This is a genomic window from Vibrio sp., from assembly GCF_984391705.1.
On sequence record NZ_CFHWOM010000099.1, the window covers coordinates 2,751 to 7,053 of the forward strand.

Consider the following 4,303-nt stretch of genomic DNA (forward strand, 5'->3'; position numbering starts at 1 on the left):
TGTTTGTCTTCTGCCAATACTTTCGCATCTGCTGGGTTAACGCTCTCAGGTGGGTACTCGAACTGTTCATTCTTCTCTAGCTGGTTCTCAGTGAAACCACCTTCCCAGTAAACTTGTTCACCTTGCATTACTGCAATCAGACCGTTTCTCGCTTTAGCTTGCGCTTGAGATTTCGACATACCAAGCAGCTTGCGTTTCACGCTCTTATTCTTGTTGTCACGAATGATCGAAGAACCGAAACCAAGTACAAACGACTCGCCCGTTTCAGCGTTGGTAATCACTTTCGCACCAACAGGAGGCATCACACCCGCCTGCAGATCAGCGATGATTTGTTTGAAAATCACGTTTGGTTCTGTAGTCTGAGTCAGAGCGCCCACTTTACGCTTCGTTTGCTCACGTGTTTTCGGCGTTGAAATCAAACTAACACGAACTAGGTTTTCACTTGGATCATCATACACATCGAACGTCACGTAACCTGCCAATGCGCCTTTTACTGACTCAGCACAGTTATCGCTCATCATGCTTGTGGTGTTTGCCGCGCCTTCTGTCGCAGTATCAATCACATCCATGGTTTCGTTGATCGCTGTCGCACACATGTTGCTCATGCCTTCCATGTTTTCCACTAATTGCTTTTTCGCAATTTGGAAAGCTTTCATGTATGCACCACGCTTAGATAACAACGTCGCGTTACGGTTTTCGTAAGTTTCGTAGCTACCAGAACCCGTAGATAGAATACCGATACCCGAACCAACTGCGATCATCTTAACGCCATCACCTTCGTCTTCGATCAGGCTTTGGTGAGCAACAAGTACTGCGGCTTTCGGGTCTGCTGCCACAACTAGATCACCCACCTCTTTTACGTCATCTGTATTTACAGCTTGAGTTTCAGAAGGTGCATCGGTTGCAGGAACGAGATCATTAAGGTCAAAATCTACATTTGCATGTGCAGAACCAAAGGCACTTGCTAGTACCAATGAAAGAAGTGTTTTTTTAAACATAAATATCCTGTAGAGGTCTTAAAGCACGTTGATTTGGTAATCGTTCAAAACACGTAGCTTGGACTGATAATTTGGCTGATGAATGCGCAACGTTGGCTGGATAAACTGAGCAAGGTCATTGGCGTTGTTTAATGAGCGAAGTCGGACAATCACCTTGCCAGAACGACTTTCAATCTTGATATCAGAAACGCCGTTGATCGCACTAAGCAAGGTATAAAGTTGACCTTGTTGACCTGCCGCTTTCTGCGTAAAGATCAATTCTCGAACCGGGCCACCACGCATTGCCATCTTTTGGACGGCGCTATGTAACGCTTGAGTCAGCATTTTCTGGTTTTGATCGACAGCTAAGTGCACCGACGCTAGTTCATTCAGCATCCCCTCTTTGTTAGGAAGGGTCATCAATGTTGGATCGTTGTGCCAATTACCGTATTCATTACCCGCTCGGTCTAATAGCTTAGCCGCCAATTCCAACTGCAAGCCGGAAGGCGTCACTTTCTCTTTTTCTTGAACTTGAAGAATGATGGTTGCCTGCTCTGGAGTACCAGAGAGATCGAAGCCCATCTGAGCAAGAGAGCTACTGAACGTGGTTTGAACAACCGGAAGGTGCGCATCCACGTAAACGGCAGGTTGCCCTAGACTCTTGATAAGTTGAGCGATCTTAGCCTCAACCTTTTGGCGTTCAACAGACACATCGAGCGTCACGACAAGCACACCATTTGGTTTAGTTTGGCTAGAAATTTCGCTCCAACCAGTAATCATACCTTGCGATTGCATTGATAAGGATTGGACAGCCACATCATGCAAGTTAAAGTCATCACTGACCGCGTTTGCCGACATGCTTAAATAGGTTTGCTGAAGGTAGCCAGATTTGACCATCACGCCCAAAACTTGGCTGATAGCACGACGAAATGCATCTTGCTCAGCCGCTTGGCGCGCACTTAAACCTTGCTTAGCGTTCGAGATACCCTCACCGATGACCACAACAGAAACCGTCGAGTCAGAACCCCAAACAATACCCTCGTCTGAGTCTTCTTCTGTTTGCGTTGGTGGCATAAGACGCACATTCACACAGGTATCATCGCCGTAGATTTCAGGTTGCCCAAAATCCGCTGTGATCATCCCTCTCTCGATTCCAGTTACTAACATTTCTCGAGCAGCTTGATTAAACTGTTCGTTGAGTAATTCGGAATCTTCAGAAGATAAAGAAAGTGAAACCTGCCCATTTAAAAACAGTCGCAGGTTATTGATCGCATCCGCTTTCGCCCCCTCTATCGCTAACGCACCACGACCATAGGCGCACCCCTGCTCAACAAGAGCCAGTGTTGACTGGCTCTTATCAAGTTCAAGCGCAGCTGCAGGTGCAGCCGAGAGCAATCCACCGAGGGTAAGACTAAGACTTATCCCTTTTGCGCCCATGTGCTGCGTTCCTTCATGAATTCCATCGGGACACCGACGCTAACTGCAAAGATTCGACGCTGACGATCTGGACGGTAGATACCCTGCTCAGCTTCGTCTTTCACTTGATCAGCAAGCTTACTGTCTTTCCAGCGTACGATTTTGCCTTGAGCACTTTGTTGGCTAGGGTTAACCGTAGCCACACCGATTGGCTCAACAAAACCTGCACTGTACTCAAATACAACCATGGTTTCATTTGGTAATACACCAGCATTTTGACCACGATCTAGCGAGATTCGGTCGCCTTTAATGCCCATAACTTGTGCTGTTGCTGGCATCTCTTTTAGCAGACGAGTCAACATGATATCGAAACCACGTGACGCCATTTCGTTCATCACAGAATCAACGTCTTTACTACTGGTGTAGTTAAAACCGCGGTAGTAGTCACCATTTGCGATTACGGTTGTGAAGCTTTCCTTATCACGAACATCAAAGTTAGAAACGCGGATCTTACCGATATTCGGGTAGCTCAGCTTTTCACGAGTGTACGGGTCAATAACACCCGTCGTCATTTCCATTGATGTTTGGAATAAAGACTGCGTAGAACCAAAGAGCATATCGCCAGTTTTAAGCACGTCGACCTTCATGATGTAGTCCGTCGATAACTTGTCACGACCACTCATTTTTTGTGCGACTTTTGCTGCACCTTCATCGGCAAGAATCTCTTCCATCGCCGCGTTTACTGACTTAGTGTCACGCGTCAAGATACGGAAACGGTTCACCCCTGCAAATTGGTTTTCTAATGTGTTCTCAAGCGCTTTTGTTTCGAACTTGCCAATACTTGAATGCATTGCATTGAATACATCAGCAGATTTGCCTTGAAGGCTCTCGCTAACGTCAGTTTGAACGTCACCAAAGTATAGGCGAATAGTCTTTTTAGCTAACGGGCAACGGCTGTCTTTCTCGTTTGCTTCGTATGTACAGAATTGAAGACCTTGAGTGTTGAAGTATGCTGGAACTTCAATATCACTGTTGGTGAATTCAAACGCTGATTTACCAATAATTAAAGACGAGTTGCCTGCGTTACTCTCAACTGCATAAGTTTGTTGGCCGGGAGTACTATTACACCCAGCCAAAACAAGACCAGCAGCGACAAGTGTTGCGATCTTTGAATATTTCATTACGACTTAACTTTCTCTGCTAAAACTTTGTCTAGGTTCTCTAGTTGCTCGATTGTATTTTGGTCTAGCGAAATCATGTCGTTTGCATCGTAAACAACAACAGAGCGTGCTTTCATTTCGTTGTAAGCTTCAACAACTGGTACCTTTTCTTTTGCTTCTTCGTCTTCCTCTGACTCACTTGATAAGAAAGACACTGCATTACCGAATCCCGCCATTGCAGAATCTTGAGCAATCACTGCCGCGTTATCTGAAGCGATAATTGCAACTTCAGCCGCCTCTAACGCGATGTCTTTCGCTAATTCAACATTCTTATCAAAGATTGAATTTGACGCAGCTTTATACGCTTCAACTTGTGGACGAATTTTCTTATTTTCAGCTTTGCCTTCATCAAATTCATCCATCGCAACAAGAAGCTCTTCGTCACTCTTATCTGCATTGATCTTTAGGAAACCTGCTACATCTGCGTGCTTTTCAGCTAGTGTGCGGTAATCTTGGAATACAGCACATTGGCGCTCTTGAATCGACACCATCACTTTAGACACCTTATCCACAGCGTAAGATACTGGTGTGTACTCAGAGCCTAGCTCGACACAGGATTTAAGAAGTGATTCACTCATTTCGTTACGGTCAACTGTCGCAGACTCCATACCTGGAATTGAAGAACAACCTGCCAATGCGGTAGCAAATAGAGAAGCCATGACTGTTTTTTTAAACATTTCTGTATCCTTT

General features: G+C 45.4%; 4 protein-coding genes. All 4 read right to left on the bottom strand.

Translation table 11 applies throughout. From position 1 onward, the window contains the following. Positions 1–998, bottom strand: a 998-nt coding sequence (locus AC4MRV_RS21185; protein ID WP_491189270.1) for a hypothetical protein, incomplete at its 3' end; no start/stop codon positions are given. An 18-nt stretch (positions 999–1,016) separates the two neighbouring features. Further along, positions 1,017–2,414, bottom strand: coding sequence for a hypothetical protein (locus tag AC4MRV_RS21190; RefSeq protein ID WP_491189271.1), 1,398 nt, complete (start codon positions 2,412–2,414; stop codon positions 1,017–1,019). Then, positions 2,396–3,574 carry a hypothetical protein gene (locus tag AC4MRV_RS21195; protein WP_491189272.1) on the bottom strand — a complete coding sequence of 393 codons (1,179 nt, stop codon included), beginning with the start codon at positions 3,572–3,574 and terminating at the stop codon, positions 2,396–2,398. The genes AC4MRV_RS21190 and AC4MRV_RS21195 overlap by 19 nt, the downstream gene beginning before the upstream one ends. Further along, positions 3,574–4,290: a hypothetical protein gene (locus AC4MRV_RS21200; protein ID WP_491189273.1), complete on the bottom strand. Its 717-nt coding sequence runs from the start codon at positions 4,288–4,290 to the stop codon at positions 3,574–3,576. The genes AC4MRV_RS21195 and AC4MRV_RS21200 overlap by 1 nt, the downstream gene beginning before the upstream one ends. Positions 4,291–4,303: the final 13 nt, after the last annotated feature.

What these genes read in the sequence shown, in the direction of transcription:
- AC4MRV_RS21190 (WP_491189271.1), bottom strand. Translation starts at nt 2,414, where the DNA reads ATGGGCGCAAAAGGGATAAGTCTTAGTCTTACCCTCGGTGGATTGCTC.
- AC4MRV_RS21195 (WP_491189272.1), bottom strand. Translation starts at nt 3,574, where the DNA reads ATGAAATATTCAAAGATCGCAACACTTGTCGCTGCTGGTCTTGTTTTG.
- AC4MRV_RS21200 (WP_491189273.1), bottom strand. Translation starts at nt 4,290, where the DNA reads ATGTTTAAAAAAACAGTCATGGCTTCTCTATTTGCTACCGCATTGGCA.